15 protein-coding genes and 1 tRNA gene are annotated in these 18,698 nt (G+C 38.8%); 4 read left to right on the forward strand and 12 right to left on the reverse strand.

The genetic code is table 11. The annotated features are described in order from the left end of the window. The first annotated feature begins 32 nt into the window (after positions 1-32). Together ESU54_RS04670 and ESU54_RS04675 are read left to right on the forward strand one after the other, a co-directional pair. Positions 33-770: an MlaE family ABC transporter permease gene (locus ESU54_RS04670; RefSeq protein WP_200830096.1), complete on the forward strand. Its 738-nt coding sequence runs from the start codon at positions 33-35 to the stop codon at positions 768-770. Beyond that, entirely contained in the window at positions 770-1,534 is a 765-nt protein-coding gene (locus ESU54_RS04675; protein WP_111843601.1) for an ABC transporter ATP-binding protein, read from the forward strand. The genes ESU54_RS04670 and ESU54_RS04675 overlap by 1 nt, the downstream gene beginning before the upstream one ends. A gap of 2 nt (positions 1,535-1,536) precedes the next feature. Here the strand turns inward: ESU54_RS04675 and ESU54_RS04680 are convergent, their stop codons facing one another. The 9 genes from ESU54_RS04680 to porU all read right to left on the reverse strand — a co-directional run bounded on the left by ESU54_RS04680 (position 1,537) and on the right by porU (position 14,286). After that, a complete protein-coding gene (locus ESU54_RS04680; RefSeq protein ID WP_111843600.1) occupies positions 1,537-2,973 on the reverse strand; it encodes a DUF389 domain-containing protein in 1,437 nt (478 codons plus the stop codon). Then, positions 2,974-4,053 carry a mannose-1-phosphate guanylyltransferase gene (locus tag ESU54_RS04685; RefSeq protein WP_111843599.1) on the reverse strand — a complete coding sequence of 360 codons (1,080 nt, stop codon included), beginning with the start codon at positions 4,051-4,053 and terminating at the stop codon, positions 2,974-2,976. A gap of 156 nt (positions 4,054-4,209) precedes the next feature. Further along, positions 4,210-4,806 (reverse strand): SprT-like domain-containing protein, encoded by a 597-nt coding sequence (locus tag ESU54_RS04690; protein WP_111843598.1) that lies wholly within the window; start codon positions 4,804-4,806, stop codon positions 4,210-4,212. 4 nt (positions 4,807-4,810) lie between these two features. Then, positions 4,811-5,491, reverse strand: coding sequence for an SDR family NAD(P)-dependent oxidoreductase (locus ESU54_RS04695; protein ID WP_146848082.1), 681 nt, complete (start codon positions 5,489-5,491; stop codon positions 4,811-4,813). 160 nt (positions 5,492-5,651) lie between these two features. Beyond that, on the reverse strand, positions 5,652-7,313 hold the full coding sequence (locus ESU54_RS04700; RefSeq protein WP_111843596.1) for a pyruvate dehydrogenase complex dihydrolipoamide acetyltransferase: 1,662 nt from the start codon (positions 7,311-7,313) through the stop codon (positions 5,652-5,654). Positions 7,314-7,316: 3 nt separating this feature from the next. Continuing rightward, the gene (gene pdhA / locus ESU54_RS04705; RefSeq protein WP_111843595.1) at positions 7,317-8,315 is read right to left on the reverse strand and encodes a pyruvate dehydrogenase (acetyl-transferring) E1 component subunit alpha; all 999 of its coding nucleotides are present in this window, start codon (positions 8,313-8,315) and stop codon (positions 7,317-7,319) included. Positions 8,316-8,755: 440 nt separating this feature from the next. Beyond that, positions 8,756-9,238, reverse strand: a complete 483-nt coding sequence (gene cdd, locus ESU54_RS04710; protein ID WP_111843594.1) for a cytidine deaminase — start codon at positions 9,236-9,238, stop codon at positions 8,756-8,758. 4 nt (positions 9,239-9,242) lie between these two features. Continuing rightward, entirely contained in the window at positions 9,243-10,421 is a 1,179-nt protein-coding gene (gene porV / locus ESU54_RS04715) for a type IX secretion system outer membrane channel protein PorV (protein WP_111843593.1), read from the reverse strand. A 34-nt stretch (positions 10,422-10,455) separates the two neighbouring features. Next, positions 10,456-14,286, reverse strand: a complete 3,831-nt coding sequence (gene porU / locus ESU54_RS04720) for a type IX secretion system sortase PorU (RefSeq protein ID WP_111843592.1) — start codon at positions 14,284-14,286, stop codon at positions 10,456-10,458. A 222-nt stretch (positions 14,287-14,508) separates the two neighbouring features. Here porU and gldJ point away from each other — a divergent pair, with 222 nt between their 5' ends. Further along, positions 14,509-16,176, forward strand: coding sequence for a gliding motility lipoprotein GldJ (gene gldJ, locus ESU54_RS04725; RefSeq protein ID WP_111843591.1), 1,668 nt, complete (start codon positions 14,509-14,511; stop codon positions 16,174-16,176). Between the two features lie 69 nt (positions 16,177-16,245). Then, positions 16,246-17,526, forward strand: coding sequence for a UDP-N-acetylmuramoyl-tripeptide--D-alanyl-D-alanine ligase (locus ESU54_RS04730; protein WP_111843590.1), 1,281 nt, complete (start codon positions 16,246-16,248; stop codon positions 17,524-17,526). A gap of 2 nt (positions 17,527-17,528) precedes the next feature. Here ESU54_RS04730 and ESU54_RS04735 read toward each other — a convergent pair whose 3' ends face one another. From ESU54_RS04735 to ESU54_RS04745, 3 genes are all read right to left on the reverse strand, one after another. Next, positions 17,529-17,966 (reverse strand): phage tail protein, encoded by a 438-nt coding sequence (locus tag ESU54_RS04735; protein ID WP_111843589.1) that lies wholly within the window; start codon positions 17,964-17,966, stop codon positions 17,529-17,531. Between the two features lie 220 nt (positions 17,967-18,186). Continuing rightward, positions 18,187-18,261, reverse strand: a tRNA-Val gene (locus ESU54_RS04740). A gap of 46 nt (positions 18,262-18,307) precedes the next feature. Beyond that, complete coding sequence (locus ESU54_RS04745) at positions 18,308-18,697, reverse strand: DUF4280 domain-containing protein (RefSeq protein WP_111843588.1); 390 nt, start codon at positions 18,695-18,697, stop codon at positions 18,308-18,310. Position 18,698 lies beyond the last annotated feature (1 nt).

Here is an 18,698-nt window from a genome sequence, read left to right on the forward strand (position 1 = left end):
ATTTTAGTACTTTAGCCCTAGCTATCTATTTTATGAAGTATTTACAAGATATTGGTTCCTATTTTTTGATGCTTAAAAAGGTGTTTGGCAGCTTTACCAAGAGGTCTGTTTTAAAGCATCTTATCTTTAAGGAAATTGACGACCTTATTATTGGTTCCTTGGGCATTGTAGCCTTTATATCCTTCTTTGTGGGAGGTGTTGTGGCTATCCAAACCGCGCTGAATATGGACAACCCCATCATTCCCGAAAGTCTGATAGGTTTTGCTACCCGCCAGTCCGTTATTTTGGAATTTGCCCCAACATTCATATCTATCATTATGGCGGGGAAAGTAGGTTCATTCATTACATCCAGCATAGGTTCTATGCGGGTTACGGAACAGATTGACGCTCTGGAGGTAATGGGCATTAACTCGCTCAACTACTTGGTTTTTCCAAAAATTGTGGCTTTAATGTTCTATCCGTTCGTTATCATTCTTTCAATGTTCTTAGGGATTTTAGGTGGTTGGGTTGCCGCAGTGTACGGAGGTTTTAGCAGTTCGGCAGCTTTTATAGAAGGCGTACAGCAGGATTTTATTCCCTACCAACTATTTTACGCCTTTTTTAAGACTTGTGTTTTCGCATTTATTCTTGCTACGGTACCTTCTTGGCAGGGATTCTATATGAAAGGAGGCGCATTGGAGGTGGGCAAGGCCAGTACCAATTCCTTCGTATGGACGAGTGTTCTTATTATTGCCTCTAATTATATTATAACCCAACTATTGCTGAGCTAATGATAAAAGTAGAAGACGTACATAAAAGCTTTGGGGACGAAGAAATTTTGAAAGGGATAACCACAAAATTTGATAAGGGAAAAACCAACCTTATTATCGGGCAGAGCGGTAGCGGAAAAACTGTTTTGCTGAAATGTCTTATCGGCCTTTTTAAACCTGAACAAGGACGGATATATTACGAAGAAAACGCCATTCAGGATATGGATGACGAACAACAACGAAAGTTGCGAGAAGAAATAGGAATGCTTTTTCAAGGGGGAGCATTATTCGATTCTATGAATATTGAAGAAAATGTTATGTTCCCGCTGCGTATGTTCACCAAACAGAAAAAAAGCGATATGGTGGCACGGGTAAATGAAGTATTGAAGCGCGTAAACCTTGAAAACGTCAACAAAAAATTTCCTGCCGAAATATCTGGGGGAATGCAAAAAAGGGTTTCTATTGCAAGGGCTATTGTAAATAAACCAAAGTTTTTATTTTGTGACGAACCAAACTCAGGGCTTGATCCAAAAACGGCCACCTTGATTGATACGCTTATCCAAGAAATCACCCATGAATACGATATTACTACCGTTGTAGTAACGCACGATATGAACTCGGTGATGGAAATTGGCGAGAAAGTGGTTTTGCTCAAACACGGAAAACTTGTTTGGCAAGGCACCAATCAGGAAATCTTCAAGACCGACAATGAAGATGTTACAAGTTTTGTGTATTCTTCTGACCTTTTCAAAAAAATCCGTGAAGTTCAGTTGAAAGAAGGCTAATCTTAAGGATATTCTGATACCTGAAGTGTGTCCAACTTCAATTTAAATTTAAGCCATTCCTCAATTTTTTTCAAATCGGTTCTTCTTTCTTTTAATGAAACATCCTTTTTCCAGCGAATATTAATTACTGGAAGCGTATCAGTTTTTTTATAGTTTGTAGTAATTTTATTGGAGTAGCTGAAAGTTTCAACCCCTTCATAATTAATTTTCAGTTCCTCACTCAACTCCTTAAAAGGGACATTTTGGACTTTCATCAGTGCGATTTCATTTTCCAAAAAGCTTATCTTTTCGTCTTTGTTCTGAATTAATTGTTCATTCTTAACATAGAGATCTTCAAGTATGCCAGCCTTAATTTCACCCGAAAGCTTGGCCGATATTTCACCTGTTTGGTCTGCACCTTGGTATATTCGCAAATGCGTTTGTTCCAGTTTCTCAGTTTTTTCAAGTTCTGAAAGCCATTCGTTTATCTTATTCTGCGGCACGGGACGGCCAATTAAGTAAACATTTATATTTTTTGATTTATAATCTTGGGTAAATTTAACTACTTCGGCTCCTTCGTATCTGATTATGTTTTTCACAAACTCTTTTGTTTTATTCTCAAAAACTTGCTGGTCTAAAAGCTTGATGAATAACCAAACACTTGGCACCATAACTGCAATCGCAATTAAGGAAGCAATCTGAGCGGTTCTTTTTCGTCTTTTACTATTGGCATACCGCACCAACGGAAAGCGCAAAATTTTTGAAACGATAAAAGTGGAAAGCGCAATGAAAACTGCATTTATACTAAATAAATACAACGCACCCCCAGCATAAGAAGCATTGCCTATAGCCAAACCATAACCCACTGTACATAAAGGAGGCATTAACGCAGTGGCAATAGCAACCCCAAAAATTACACTCGCAATAGTACCACTTTTGGTTTTTGCCACAATCAATCCCAAACCACCAAAAATAGCTATCAATACATCCAAAATTGTAGGGTATGTTCTTGCTATAAGCTCTGGAGTTTCTTCTGTAAGCGGTGAAAGTTTAAAATATAGAAAAGCCGTGAGTACACTCAAAAACACCATCACGCCTAAGTTTATAAGCGAACGCCTCAAGGTTTCAACATCGTTGATTGCAACCGACAAACCGATACCCACAATTGGACCCATCAATGGCGAAATAAGCATCGCACCTATCACGACAGCGGCACTACTAACGTTAAGCCCAATAGATGCTACAAAAATGGAGAAAATAAGAATCCAGGCCGTATGCCCTTTAAATGAAATATCCTTTTTTACGGCGTCAATGGTTGCGTCACGATCCGTATCTGAACGAATATCAAAAAGTTCGCTCAGAAATTTCTTGATGCTTTCCCAAGTATTGAGTTTTACTTTTTCAAACTCCGCCTCATTCGGAGTTGCCTTTATATCGCTATTGTTGTCTGTATTTTCCATTTACAAATATTTTTTGCCAAATTTATTGGAAACTTCTTTCAATAATTCTTTTATTTCCTGCTCTTTTTTCTTCGGAAACAAAAGCAAAACGTCTTCTTTATCGACCACTATATAATCTTCAATTCCGTCCAGTACAACCAACTTTTTAGTGTTTGTAAAAACTACGTTGTTTTTGGAATCTTTAATATATGTTTCAGCATTAACGACTGAATTATTGTTTTTATCTTTTTCCAGTTTATCGTGAAGTGCCCCCCAAGTGCCCAAATCGTTCCAATCAAACGTAGCCCTTTTTAAATAAACATTGTCCGCTTTTTCGAGGATTCCATAATCTATTGAAATGTTTTCGGCTTCAGCATACGTATTTTCAATGAACTCTTTTTCTTCGGAAGTGTTCAAAACAGCTATTCCCTTTGAAAAAAGTGAATTCATTTCTTCTAAGTGATTTTCAAAAGAAGCAACTATACTTTTTGCACTCCAAATAAAGATGCCGGCATTCCAAAGAAAATTTCCAGCGGCGAGAAATTGTTTTGCCGTTTCATAATCGGGTTTTTCACAAAACCGCTTCACTTTTTTTATTTCTGAAGCATCATTTTTATCGCTTTCAATATACCCGAAACCTGTATTTGGAAAGGTGGGTTCTATGCCCAAAGTGAGTAAAATGTCCTCACGTTGTGCTGCATCAAAACAGGCTTGAACGTCTTTTGCAAAAGCGTTTTCGTCTTCAATCCAATGATCGCTGGGAGCAACGAGCATCAGTGCATTGGGATTGCTTTTTTTTATTTTTAAAGCGGAAAGAAGAATACACGGGGCGGTATTTCGCATAGCTGGCTCCAACACCACTTGCTTTTCTGAAATTTCTGGCAATTGCTTCAATGTAATTTCCAGATATATTTCATTTGTAAGTATGTATATATTTTCTGAAGGGATAATCTTGTTCAGCCTGGAAAAAGTTTTTTGCAGCAGCGTTTGTCCAGTTCCCAACATATCATGAAATTGCTTGGGAAACGCTTGGGTACTCACTGGCCAAAATCGCGACCCGATGCCGCCGGCCATAATTACTGCGTAATAATCTTTATTCATATTTTATAATTTGAGCCACGACTTAAAGGAACCAAGAAGCACGACAAATTCGGCTTATAATAAAACTTGTATCTTAAAGTTATCCTGTCTTGATTCATTCAACTTATCTTTTCGTCCCGTTGCCTTGATCCCTTAAGTCGTGTTTCGTGATTCATTTCACTTCAAAAATTCCACTTCGGCATTTGGATTGAAAAGATACGTTCTTCCAGTGGCAACCTCCAAACATTCAAACCGCTTAACTCGCTGCTTACCACGCTTAAAAATTTTTCCGTTGTACAATCTAAAATGCCCTCCGAAAGGGATTTCAAAGATATAGTTTTTATCGTTCTCTGGGTCAAACTGCTTTAGTGCCAATGCAAGCGTTGCATCCGTATCGCTGGAAGCCTTAGGGTTTTTAAAATGCCTCGCTAACAGCGGCAACAATTGATTCGGAAAAATCTCGGGGCGCAAATAAGGAAGCATCAACAATTGAAATGTACGCTTCCACTCCAGTCCGTGTGGCTTTATGAGTCTTCCATGTTTTGTAAAGGCTTCCAAATGCGCTATTTCGTGAACGAGTGTAATTAAAAAACGATATTTATTCAGGGAAGCATTTACGGTAATTTGATGTTGTCCATTGGACATTTTTCTATAGTCACCGTGGCGTGTAACCCTTTCATTTACAATCTTAAGGTGAACATTGTGCGTTTTTATCAACTCAAAAGTTGATACCACCGAAGCTTGCGGAATGTATTTTTCAAGAATCGCTGTCATAAATTCAAGGAGTTGTACTTGAAACCTGAAGTATTTTCCCATTGTAGAATTTATTCCCACTAAGAGAAAAGTCCACTATATATTGTGCCATTTCGGTTGCTGAAAGCGGTGCCTTAAAACCTGGGAAAGCTTCTTCAAGCATTTCGGTTTGCACAGAGCCTAAAGCCAAAACGTTAAATGATGGACCGGTTTCTTTGTATTCTTCAGCAAGCAATTCGGTTAAGGTGATGATTGCGCCTTTACTGCTGCTGTATGCACTTAAACCAGGGAATTTCACACTGCCTTGGATTCCGCCCATACTGCTGATATTAATCACATGCCCATCTTTTTTCATAAAGGGAAGTACAGTTTTTGTCAATGAAGCAACGCCAAAAACGTTCACATCATAACTTCTTTTAAACTCTTCGGAAGTGATTTCTGAAAAAGGTTTATTCACTAAAAAACCTGCATTGTTAATTACTACATCCACAGTTTTCATTCCTTTTTGTATATAGGCTGAAAGTTTTACAATTTCAGATTCATCTGCAATGTCAAATTCGAGAGCCGTTACATTTTTCAGTTTTAAATCTGAAATAGGCTTTGAATTCCGCGAAAGTGCCAATACATTTTGGCCTGCTTCGGAAAAAATTTTTACCATTTCAAAACCAATGCCTCTTGAAGTACCTGTAATAATTATGTTTTTCATCTATAAAAAATATTTGATAAAGCGGAAGATGGATGCCCAAATTATTTATCTCTAGTTACAACAAACTATAAATGGGCATTTCATCTTTTAAATATACATAAATCCCGATAGTTTCAATAAAAATGAAGCTATCGGGATTTTTGTTAATAATTGATTTTTGTTAAACAAACATCGTCACAGGATTCTCAATATACTGTCGCAATGTTTGCAGGAATTTTGCTCCGGTTGCCCCATCAACTGTTCTGTGGTCGCAGGCCAAAGTTACCGTCATTGTATTTCCAACTGCAATTTGTCCATTTTTAACCACTGGTTTTTGAACAATTGCCCCAACGGATAAAATTGCCGAGTTTGGCTGGTTTATGATAGAAGTAAATTCCTTGATCCCAAACATTCCAAGATTGGAAACCGTAAATGTACTGCCTTCCATTTCCTGCGGAGTTATCTTTTTGTTTCTGGCTTTGCCCGCAAGTTCTTTTACCTGCCCGCCTATTTGTGAAAAGGTCATTTGGTCTGCAAATTTCAATACAGGAACCAATAAGCCTTCGTCAACGGCAACTGCAACCCCAATATGAATATGTTTAGCTATTCTTGTAGCTTCTGCCGTCCATTGGCTGTTTACTTGTGGATGTTTTCTTAAAGCCATCGCACAAGCTTTTATAACCATATCATTGAAGGATATTTTCACATCCGGATCTGCATTTATCGCTTCACGAGCGGCGATTGCGTGATCCATATCCAATTCGATAGTCAAATAATATTCCGGTGCAGAAAATTTGGATTCGCCCAAACGTTTTGCAATGGTTTTGCGCATTTGCGAGTTTTTCACTTCCTCAAAACTTTCGGTTCCTACGGGAGTGTATGCTTGTCCGCCACCTGCAGCAGGTTGATAGTTCTCAATATCGCTTTTCACGATACGCCCGTTTTCGCCACTTCCACGAACTTGGCGCAAATTGATTCCCTTTTCCTCAGCTAATTTTTTAGCCAAAGGCGAAGCAAAAATACGGCCTTCGTTTGAAGTCGGTTGGCTTTCTGATTTCCCTTTGTCTTCCGAATCTTTAGCAGAAGTGGTTTTTTTGTCTTCTGTAGCTTTAACAGACGAGGATTCCTTTCCTTCCGAAGCTTCCTCGGAAGAAGTGCCTTTTTTAAAGTTTTTGCCAATCCCAGAAACATCTGTTCCTTTGGGACCGATGATGGCGAGCATTGCATCAACTGCAGCTGATTCGCCTTCGCCTATACCTATTTTCAATAGCGTTCCAGAATAGAACGACTCAAATTCCATCGTGGCCTTATCGGTTTCAATTTCTGCAAGAATATCGCCCTCTTCTACTTTGTCGCCTTCTTTTTTCAACCAAGATGCGACTGTTCCTTCGGTCATTGTATCGCTTAGGCGTGGCATGGTAATAACCTCAACGCCTTCAGGTATTTCAGTTTTTCCTGTGTTCTCCAAAGCTTTAGCGGAGGATGAACCTTTATCATCTGAAGCTTTAGCGGAGGAGGGTTCGTCAGAAGATTTACTCTCTTCTGAAGAATCACTAGATTTCTTATCTGATTTATTTCCACTTAACAGACTAGAAATATCCTCGCCTTTTTTTCCAATAATTGCCAAAAGCGAATCCACGGGTGCAGTTTCGCCTTCATTAATTCCTATGTGAAGTAATGTTCCTTCATAGAAAGATTCGAACTCCATTGTGGCCTTGTCGGTTTCAATTTCAGCAAGAATATCGCCTTCCTTTATGGTATCACCCACTTTTTTAAGCCAGGTTGCTACCGTTCCTTCTTCCATCGTGTCGCTCAATCGCGGCATGTTTATTACTTCTGCCATTTCTTATAATTTATCTGATAAAAAAGGGTAATCCTCTTGTTCGTAAACCACATCGAACATTACATTCTTCTCTGGATAAGGTGAGTCTTCAGCAAATTTTTCACATTCCTCTACCAAATCTTTCACCCTTTGGTCAATCTTTTTTATCTCGGCTTCAGTTGCCCATTTATTCTCATAAATCTGATGAAGCACATACGCAATTGGGTCTTCTTCTTGTTTTTTGGCAACTTCTTCTTTGGTACGGTAATGCTGGGCATCACTCATAGAGTGGCCACGGTAACGGTAAGTGCGCAATTCTAAAAATGTTGGGCCATCCCCGCGACGGGCACGTTGGATTGCTTCGTCCATTTCCTTTGCAACAACTTCTGGTTTCATTGCATCTACAGGTTTGCAGGGCATTTCGTAACCCAGGCCAAGTTTATAAATATCTGTGTGGTTTGCAGTTCGAGCTACGGAAGTTCCCATAGCATAGCCGTTGTTTTCAACGCAGAAAACCACTGGAAGTTTCCAAAGCATTGCAAGGTTAAAAGTCTCGTGAAGTGAGCCTTGACGCGTTGCGCCATCGCCCATATAGGTGAGTGTTACAGCATCTCTATCGAAATATTTATCGGCAAAAGCTAAACCAGCTCCTAATGGGATTTGCCCGCCCACTATACCGTGGCCACCATAAAAACGGTGCTCCTTGGAAAAAATATGCATCGAGCCTCCCAAACCATGTGAGGTTCCAGTTGCCTTCCCATAAAGCTCTGCCATTACTCTTTTGGGGTCAACGCCCATCCCAATAGGCTGTACGTGATTTCGGTAAGCGGTTATCATACGGTCTTTAGTAAGATCCATTGCGTGCAAAGCCCCTGCCAATACAGCCTCTTGACCGTTGTAGAGGTGCAAGAAACCCCTCACTTTTTGATTGATATATACTTGAGCAAGTTTATCTTCAAACTTGCGCCAAAAGAGCATGTTCTCGTACCAATCCAGGTACGTTTTTTTGGTGATTTTCTTCATCTATCTGCTATAAGTTTTTCCCGAGGGGAAAATTTATTAAACGGATAACAAAAGTAGTACTTTATAAGTAGAAAATACAAATTCCAAATCCCAAAAACCAAATCTCTAATAAATTCCAAAATTTGAATTTTGAATCATTGTTGTCCGATAAAAGGAATGACTAACTCTGGTAAACACGATATTATATGTAGTCCCTACGGGACTAGGCATTGAGGGGGTTTTATTTTTTACCCATATTTAATGCCTAACGACATACTACTCCATCTGTGCAAAATATTGGTAATCAAGAAATCGCGCCTAAACTAATTCCCGTAGGGAATAAATATGATTTTTAATCGGACATTACTGATTTTGAATTTTGGTAATTGAGTTTTACCTGCCCCTTCGACAGGCAGGTTTGGGTTTTGGGTTTTGGAATTTGTGATTTGGTGCTTCCACTTTTAGAGGTATTTCGCATCAAAGCCCAATGGTAGCAATTCCATTACTGAAGCAACTTTTACAATTTTTCCGGTTTCACCCATAAAGTAAATGGCAATTGGTGATTTTTGCTTTTGCTCATATTCTGCCATAGATTGACGGCAAGCGCCACAGGGACCAATTGGTTCGGAAAGAACTTGGTTGGAAGAACTTGCAGAAATGGCCATGGCCTTAATTTCTTCATTTGGAAAAAGAGCTCCTGTATGAAATATTGCCACGCGTTCTGCACAAAGACCTGAAGGATAGGCTGCATTCTCTTGATTGCTGCCAATGGTAATTTCACCTGAAGAAAGCCGAATGGCTGCACCCACTCTAAAATGCGAATAAGGCGCATAAGCATTTTTACGTGCTTGCTGCGCCTTATTCATTAATTCTTGAATGTCTTTTGGTAGTTCTGAAATGGTTTCAAAAACTTCCAGCTGAATTTCAATTTTTTGTTTTATCACACTACTAGTATTCGTCGTAGGTATCCCCAAAGTTAAAGGTAAGACCAAAACGAAGGGTTCCATCCAAGGGGCTGTTTGCTAGTTTAGACGTAGAGAACAAATACGAAATATCAATATTGATCGCAGTATATCGGAAACCTGCTCCAATAGTAGCAAATTTTCTTCCACCCTTCATATCGCTTTCATTAAAGTAACCCCCTCTAAATGCAAAAACATCTTGGTACCAATATTCTGCACCTAAAGCCCAAGTGAATTCTTTCATCTCTTCCCCGAAACCACCAGGGGCATCACCAAAAGATTTAAACATCCCTGAAATGAACGTTATATCGTTGTATTCTAGGTTGGTTTGAGATCTTTCTTCAGCAGTTATTTCACCATCGCCATTTAAATCTGGATCTTGACGCGTTGGCACCAATAATTTATTTACTTCTGCAGAAACACCTATTTTGTTGTATTCATCAAGTATGAAATCAAAGCCACCTCCAAGAGCAAGGTTTGATGGCAAGAAGCTTTCAGAACCTACTTCGTCATATTTTAGTTTGGGACCTATGTTTGAAATATTGAAACCCAATCTCCAACGACCGTCAAAATCATCATACGGAATTTCTTCACTTTGATAATATCCTGCAATGTCAACCGCAAAAGTATTGGCGGCAGTTGCATCAGCAACAGATGATTGCAATTTTAAATCTGAGCGAATATAACGTCCAGCAACAGCCATAGAAAAACGCTCGCTTAACCTAAGTGAATAGGAAAGATCAAACAGAAGTTCGTTTGGTTTTACAAGAAGTGGTTCTTGTTCTGCAGTTTCGCGAAGTTCTATTTCCCCATTGCTAAAATAACGAAAACTCGCAGCAACTGCGCTACGTTCATTCAGCCTGTTATAATAGGTAACATTTCCTAAAAATATATCGTTCACCAATTTGCTTAAGTAAGGAGTATATGTAACACCCACACCTTGTTTTGACAATGAAAAAGCATATTTTGCTGGGTTCCATTGTTGCGAAAAGGCATCCGCAGAAGTTACAACCCCTATATCTGCCATACCACCCGAACGTGGATCGGCTCCTATCAACATAAATGGAACTCCTGTGGTAATGGGGTTAAAATCTTCAATATTGTCCTGTGCAATAGATTTAAAAGCCACAAGGCCTATCAAAATTGGAATAAGTAATTTCTTCATAAAAGTTAATTTTGAGCAAATATAAATTTAATTTTTAAAGGATAACGAGTTTCTCAAATTTTTCAACCCGCTGATTGGTTAACGTAGATCTTACAGTTATCTTATATACATAGACACCTTTTCCAATACGATCGCCAAAATCGTCGCGACCGTCCCAGGTAATATCACGGCATAAATAACTGCCAGATGGCGGTAAAGTGGCATTTTTAGTCCAGACAACTTTTCCAGTAACAGTAAATACCTGCACCTGCACCTCCAAGGTTTCATCTGGCCTATTGTGGTTAAACCAGAATTGGGTATAATTCACAAAAGGGTTTGGGTAATTTAGCACTCGGGTAATTTCCAACTTTCCGCTACCCGCAACTATAAACTGTATATCTGCAGTGGAAGAATTATTATAAACATCCCAAGCTTTCAAAGTGAGCGTATGGAGACCATCTTCCAAATCGCGGAATTTATAATGGGTTTTCCCTTTTGTATAATCATCCACTTCTGCCTGATAAAATTCATTTAAAAGAAAAGGATTGGATTCATCACCGTCCAAAATTGCTACAATATCGTGGCCAATTCCGCTGGCAGTGTTTATCCCGTTTGGGTCTTCTAGTTTTGCAAGTAGAATTGGGGAATCATCCGTAATTCCTCCAGAAACGAAACTTTCATCGTTCATATAAAGCCTAATCAATGGTCCTTCGTTGTCCTCTGGAGCATTTTCATTAAGCCCCCCTACATTCAATTCAAGGTTTACACCTGTTTGGTCTTCCAAGATATTGTCTCTTTTCGCATAAAAACTCACTCTGCCCTTGCCGACAGGGATTTGAATATCACGCGGTACGACGAATTCAAATTCAAAAATACCATTAGAAATGGTTGCTTGTCCATTAAAAAGCCCTTCACCCAAAGTTGTGAAATCCATAAAAATATTGTGATTATCATTGTCCAAAGTTCGCCGCATCACATTTTTATCAAAAATCTTGGCCTCAAGAACACCATTGTAATCAGACATTAATGTGCCAGCAGTATTGACTACCTCTCCTTCTATTTTAATTTTACTCAAAGCCTTCAAAGTATCTGTGGCTTGTGCAATGGGAACACCGTTCAGTTTAGTAAGGCGGATGTTTCTTTTAGGAAAAGCGAGTGGCATTGCCGGGTCACCAATATAGAAAACCACGCGTCTTGTGGTACTGGGTATTTGCGTTTTAGAAATGCGGAGTCCTTCCGCAGGAGTATTGGGCGTTTCTGTATCAAAACCAAAAAGTTGGTTTGCCAAGCGTTCGTTGAAATCGACTCCAACATTGATGAATACCGCCCGTGTGGTGGTTACCAATGAAATAGCACCGCCATCTTTATTTTGAAACGTAAGTTCCCCAGCCGTAATCCGCAAAGGATTGTCAAATTTTGTGAACTCGCAAGTAACAGTTATTATACACGGAAGCTTGTCTTTGTTCTTTAGCTCCTGCGCTGCTTCTTTAGTGTAAATAGCTTCGTGGGCCAACCCATCTTCCCCACCGTGGCCAAAATAATCAATGATTATAGCTCCGGCCTCAATGGCGGTTTTAATGGCGTCATTAACCTCCGGATAGCGGTTACCCCCTGCAGATGCTTGTTGTTGGTAGGCATCAGAATGAATTTTTTTAACGTTTACAAAGGGTTTTTTTATTGAAATAGTATCGCCAAGCGCATCTAATTTTCTTTCTAAAATATCTTCATTAGGTTTATCAACATCATCAGAAATAAGCACAAAGTTGTTCCTCCAATTGCCATAGGAAGATTTTTCGTTGTACTTTATAATTTTATCCACCATAGTATTTGCCAAAGACACATTATCTGCAATAATTCTACCCATAGCAATATCCAGTCTATCTATATCGTTGCTAGAGCCAATGGAACCTTCATTCTCGTCCATATTCCCAAAGAAATCGTCAGACATAAAAGAATTACTAATGCTTGTTCCCAAAAGAGTTTGGAAGGTAGGGACGTCATTATTATTGTTGGGAATTCTGTTTTTATAGTCTATGGAAGTATCGCCCATTATCCCAACATACTTTATACGTTTTGATTCTGTGGAAGCATTGTAATAGATATACCTAATAAAATTTCGGATAGCACTGATTTCCTGTCTTCCGGAGCTGAATTCTTCATAAATCTTATCGGTTGTAACCACTTTCACGTTAAGCCCCTGAAGTTCTTTGTTGTGCTGGGCCAAACGCAATGCAGGCTGAATAAGAAAAGGAGGCGCAATAATAATGTAATCCACATCTTTAAAATTGCCAGATTCGTCCTTGAATATGGTCCCCTTTAAGTTTTGATTTTGAACCGCTGATTGAGCGATTTTTAAAGGAACATAATAATTATTTGGATTCACAGCCACATACTTGCGAACTTCGCCAAGGGTTTGTTTAAAACTAAAAGACGAAGCATTGGCTTCATTTTGCTTTGAAGTGATAAGCTGAAAATCGGTTACATCCCAAACCTGTGAAAATTCGGCGGCATTGCTTATTTGGTATTCCCCTACCCCTGCTGAATTAGCCGCGTCGTTATACTGAAAAGCCAACTGCCCTCCCGCCCCTTTCAATTGTCGCATTGCCCAAATACTAATATAGTCCAGATAACCAATACTAGATGGATTGCCAGCGTTATTGTATGCCAAATCTACTTTAACCGTAGCACTACTTGCAGGAACTTCAACATCTAGAAAGTCCATGCTAAGCAGTCCGCCGTCTCCCAATAGTGAAAAATTAAGAGGGTTCAAGCTGGTACTGTTTATGGAAACCGCCATAGAAGTATTACTTTCAGAAGCCGCAGCAGCCTTCACTATCAACCTCATCGGCTTGCCAGGAACAATATTTAAAAACTCAAAACTATAACTCTGTTCGCTTTCAATATCAAAACGGTTTCCGAACCACTTTCTTCCCAACTTAGTGGGGCTTATTTCGTCCTTTTCGTAAAATTGGTAATCATCAAACTCATTGATATTAAATTCCACAATACCTGTAGGTTCCACCATTGGAATTACACGCTTTCCCGGAGCGCCACCTGCAGTAACATAATAATAAGAGTCGTCACTATATGGATTTAGGTTAGAATCGTTCTCTTGCACATAACCTTCGGTACTAGTGCCATAAAACAGTATATAATCGCCTCCATCAAAACTGCCGTCCTGTTCGCCTGCTACTTGTATCGCATTTTCGGGAAGATCAAAAAAACGTGTTTGGTCATTTCTCAAAGGCAAAGATTGCCCGCCATTACCATAAACTTTAAGACTTCTGGGATCAATACCATCTGTGTTCATCCCCAAACTGTTCAGGAAATTTTTGTCCAATTTGTAAACGCCAGTCTTTTCTACTTTAAACTTAAACCATTGTCCCGTGGCTAAAACTGAATTGGTTATTGCCGGCGGATTATTGCGGTTTTGAGGCCCATACTTATAATTAACATCAAAAGAAAGCACTTTTTGATAGCTTCCATTGTTCTTAATTATTGGCGAAATACTAAAAATAGTATAAAGTACATCCCTAGCCATGGTACTTGCAATATGGTATTCAAGTTTGTTAGGCAATGCTTCGGGAGTGATTTTTTTTAGCTCTTCGGAAGAAACGGGACCAAAACGAACATTGGTAACAATTAAGGAGTTTTGGTCTGCAAATGCGCCGTCTTCCCACTGAGTAGTATATTGGACGGTGCTCTTGTCCATTTGAAGCTTCAGTCTTTCCAAAGCCATATCATTGGAAGAAATAGCAGACTTTTTACCACCAAAGGTCTCGGTAGCAGTATTAGTACCGCCCCAATATATATTTATACTTTTTGATTGTGCCTTTCCCAGAAAAGGCATTGCAAACAAAACAAAAAGAAGTATTACTTTTCTCATTAGTACCATTAACGCTTCAAATTTACACTTAGTATAGGGTAACATTTTAAACTTTTTCCGCAAAATGATATTAGGATAATAATTTTAAAACTAATACGTTTGCATTCGGGATTGGTCATAAAACCTTTTAAAACCCCACAGCGCAATAATAACAAAATATTATTGTGTTTTTGTCGTTAATTACTATATTGCGAACCCAATTTTATCATATTTGAATCTATGATGTTAAGAAAAAACCTTGCATTAAAGCTATTTATTACTATAATAGCGGCCTCGCTTCTTGTAGGTTGCAACAAAACGAGAGACTATAAAGACAGTTCACGTGCCACAGGCTGGAAGATGAACGCCAAAGAAGGTGGTTTTCAGTATGACCCACAAACTAAAGAACAAGAAACAGGGCCAGGTCTTGTTTTTGTTGAAGGTGGAACTTTTACCAAGGGACGGGTTCAGGACGATCCAATGCACGATTGGAACAACAGCCCAACACAACAACACGTTCAATCCTTTTATATGGATGAAACCGAAGTAACTAACCTAATGTATCTTGAATACTTAGACTGGTTAAAGAAAGTTTTTCCACCATCTGACGAAAACTACAGAAGAATTTATGAAGGAGCTGTTCCAGATACACTTGTTTGGAGAAATCGTTTAGGTTTTAACGAAGTAATGACAAACAATTATCTTCGCCACCCAGCCTATGCGGAATATCCCGTAGTAGGTGTAAGCTGGATACAGGCTGTAGAATTTAGCAACTGGAGAACTGACCGCGTTAACGAAATGGTTTTGGAAACCAATGGAATCACAGCACGTAACGCACGTTACGATGTTGAGCCCGGCGAAACATTCAGTACAGAAACTTATTTAAACGCTCCAACATTAACCTACGGAGGAAACGATTCTATTACCCGTGGCGGAAAAAAATCTGAATCCATTGCCAAGAGAAGCAAGGACAGTACAAATTTATACATCGGACGCGAAGATGGGTTACTTTTGCCAGGATACCGCCTTCCTACCGAAACAGAATGGGAATATGCAGCACTTGGTCTAGTTGGGCTTCGTAATTACAATGTTTACAGAGGAAAGAAAAAATATCCATGGGAAGGGCAATACACTCGCTCTGGAAAAAGAAGATCACGTGGCGACCAATTAGCCAACTTCAAACAAGGTGATGGTGATTACGGTGGTATAGCAGGCTGGAGTGATGATGGTGCCGATATTACTGCTCAAGTAAAATCTTATGAGCCAAACGATTATGGTCTTTATGATATGGCCGGAAACGTGGCTGAATGGGTTGCCGACGTATACCGTCCTATCGTTGATGATGAATTTAATGACTTCAACTATTACCGTGGAAATGTTTATACCAAAAACGCCATTGGCGAAGATGGAAAAGTTAAAGTAGTCACTATGGACTCTATAGTTTATGACACTTTGAGCAACGGAAAAATTATAGCTCGCAACTTGCCAGGAGAAATTCTTCAAGTGCCAGTTGATGAAAACGAAACTTACTTACGTACAAACTTCTCTAAGAGCGACAACCGTGACTATAGAGATGGAGACAAAGGTTCTTCTCGCTACTATCAATCTTTTGCCGATGACGAAAGTAGTGATGGCACCAAACGTATGTACAACTCACCTATCCAAAACGTATATGCAGATAGCTTAGGAGATCTGGACCGACAATATGATAAAACTTCAGGGAGAACAACTTTGGTCGACAATGAAGTTCGCGTGTACAAAGGTGGTTCTTGGAGAGATAGAGATTATTGGTTAGATCCTGCACAAAGACGTTATTTCCCTCAGGATATGGCAACAGACTATATTGGTTTTAGATGCGCTATGAGCCGCGTGGGGTCAAAATCTAAAAAAGGAAAACGCCCAAGAAATTAAAAATTCAAAATTTATAAAAACAACCCTCCTTGGCATACGCTTCGGAGGGTTTTTTAGTATATTTATTTTATGAATATAGAATTGATCCACAAACATTTTTTGGATAGCAGTGGTGCTTCTACAGACACTCGTAAAATTTCAAAAAACTGTATTTTTTTTGCACTTAAAGGCGAAAATTTTAACGGAAACCTATTTGCGCAGGAAGCTTTGGATAAAGGTGCCGGAAAGGTTATTGTTGATGATGAAGCTTTTCATAAAAATACCGGTGAAACCATTTTGGTGGAAAACGTTTTGTTGACCCTTCAGCAATTGGCGCGATTTCACAGAGAATTTCTCAATCTTCCCATTATTTCTTTAACGGGAAGCAACGGAAAAACAACTTCCAAAGAACTTATAAATGCGGTGCTTTCCCAAAAATTTAAAACCGTCGCCACAAAAGGAAATTTGAACAACCACATTGGTGTTCCCCTAAGCTTACTGGCAATGGACAAAGAAACCAAGTTTGGAATCGTAGAAATGGGTGCCAACCATTTGGGCGAAATAAAAATGTTAAGTGAAATAGCGGAACCCGATTATGGCTACATCACAAATTTCGGAAAAGCACATTTGGAAGGTTTTGGAAGTATTGAAGGAGTGATCCAGGGTAAAACAGAGCTCTATCAATTTCTGAAAAAACACAACAAAAAACTTTTTGTAAATGCAAACGATCCAAAACAATTAGCGAATTCTGAAGGAATTGACCGCATAACTTTTGGTACACCTCAAAGTGATTTCGATATAAAATTACTGAACAGTACACATCATCTTTTACTGGAATTCAAAGGAATACAGATACAGAGTAACTTAGTGGGCGCTTATAATTTCGCAAATCTTTCCGCCGCAATTGCTATTGGGGCCTATTTTAAGGTTTCCCCCGAAAAAATTAAAGCTGGAATTGAAGCTTATGTTCCCTCCAACAATCGTTCACAATTGATGGTCAATGGCACAAACACCATTTTGATGGATGCATACAACGCAAATCCTACGAGCATGATGGCAGCTCTGGAAAACTTTAAACAGGCGAAAGGCGACAACAAAATAATGTTTCTGGGCGATATGTTTGAACTGGGTAAAGAAGCAGAAACCGAGCACCAAAACATCGTTGATTTTTTAGTGGAAAACTCTTTTGGAAACGTATTCTTGGTGGGAAGCAATTTCTTTAAAACAACCAGCCATGCCTCTCATATAAAGCAATTTGAAACTTTTGATGAATTAAAAGAAGCAGTTAAAAGCAATTCGCCAAAAAACGCAACAATCCTGATTAAAGCTTCCCGCGGAATGGCTTTGGAAAGAATTTTAGAATTTATTTAAAGTTATTGAAAAGAACTATAAGCAAATTCCAAGGTTTCAATAGTTATATTATTTTCGGGATTTACATCCGAAACAGTCCACTTTACGGGATAGGCATTCATAAAAACCCATGATTTGAGTGGGATTCCATCGGTATCCAACAAATTTACAATTATATCCTTGGGCTTTATGGAATCTTTCGGATTAGCATTAAAAGTATTAATACACCAAATAACAATTTCAGAATTTTTTGACACTAACCCTTTTTTTAGTATTAGGTTTGAGTATTTTATAGAATTAGGCGCACGATATTTGTAGTTATTGTTTCCGATTTTTGTCATTTCTTCTGTCCCCATTTCCATTGTAATTCCAGAAATTTCTTTAAAAAACACTTCATCTTTTCCAGATGTATTTCTAAGACTTAGTTGAAAATAAAATGCAACGGGAGGGTGATTGTTCATTAGGAACGATTTTTATAATTTAAAAAAAAAGTGTCCCTAATAGAATAATTTACTGATTATAAGTATTTTAAAAATTATTAGGAGAACTTCATACCCATAATATTAACTATAAAAAGACTTAGTTCCTATAAGTAGTACTACGTAAATTTAATTCACAAAAAACCCGAAGAGAAACACTCATCGGGCGTGAAAATCATGAAATTTGTGAAATTATTTATAGTGGGTAATACTGGATTCGAACCAGTGACTTCCACGTTGTCGACGTGACACTCTAAACCAACTGAGTAATTGAACCAAAATCTTAAAACATCAAAGTTCAAAAAATGGTATATTTAATGGAGTTAACCAACCTCACACTTCACCTGTCCCGCATGTTCAAAAGTTATAACCCCACCCCACATACAATTTAAAGAACAGGTATTGTTTAAAGTGGGCATATTGGCAAGCATTACTGTCGGGCTTCCAGGAGCCCAAGGCGCTACTGTTGCTGGTATGCAAGGCATAGGCGTTAAAACCCCCAAAGCGGCAGTTGTAGCGGCAGCAACCGTAGGGTTGGCTATAGAAGAACACATTCCAAAAGGAAGAATATTTACTAAAGGTTTATTGTCTAAAATAGTGGCGGCAGGCATACTGCTGGTCATTACCCTATTTGCAGGCAACACAATTAATGTGGAAGGGGCAATACCAAAAGAACACCTTATTGTGGCTCCCATACATACTTGCTTTGGCATA

The organism is Aequorivita antarctica, assembly GCF_007997155.1.
GTDB lineage: Bacteria > Bacteroidota > Bacteroidia > Flavobacteriales > Flavobacteriaceae > Aequorivita > Aequorivita antarctica.